Origin of the sequence: Stenotrophomonas sp. GbtcB23 (assembly GCF_019091045.1) — a bacterium.
In the GTDB taxonomy this organism is placed as follows: domain Bacteria; phylum Pseudomonadota; class Gammaproteobacteria; order Xanthomonadales; family Xanthomonadaceae; genus Stenotrophomonas; species Stenotrophomonas rhizophila_A.
Genome location: NZ_JAGXKC010000306.1, coordinates 1 through 311, shown reverse-complemented (window position 1 = coordinate 311; position 311 = coordinate 1). Strand labels below are relative to the sequence as shown.

Annotated in this window: 1 pseudogene; it reads left to right on the top strand. The window is 63.3% G+C overall.

What is annotated here, in order from left to right:
• Positions 1-311, top strand: a pseudogene (locus tag KVS69_RS19215) (type III restriction endonuclease subunit R); the annotation flags it as partial.

Sequence of the window (311 nt, the reverse complement as noted above, 5' to 3'; positions counted from 1 at the left end):
CGAGCAGTTCACCCTGGCCGCCGAAGTCGGGCTCAAGGAGCAGCGCCCGGAGGATTACATCGTCCACGCCCTGGTGGACTTCGACGACATCGACTACTTCACCCACGCCGAGCTGCTCTACGACCTAGCGCGCCAGATGGTGCAGCACCTGCGCGGCTATCTGTCCGAGGACGAGGCCATCAGCGTCCTCGATCGTGACCGCCGCCTGATCGCACGGGAAATCCACGCGCAGATGATGACCCTCTTCTGGGAGGAGGAGAGCGGGAACGAGGTGCAAGTGAGTCGCGGCTTCACTGAACTCAAGCCGTGCA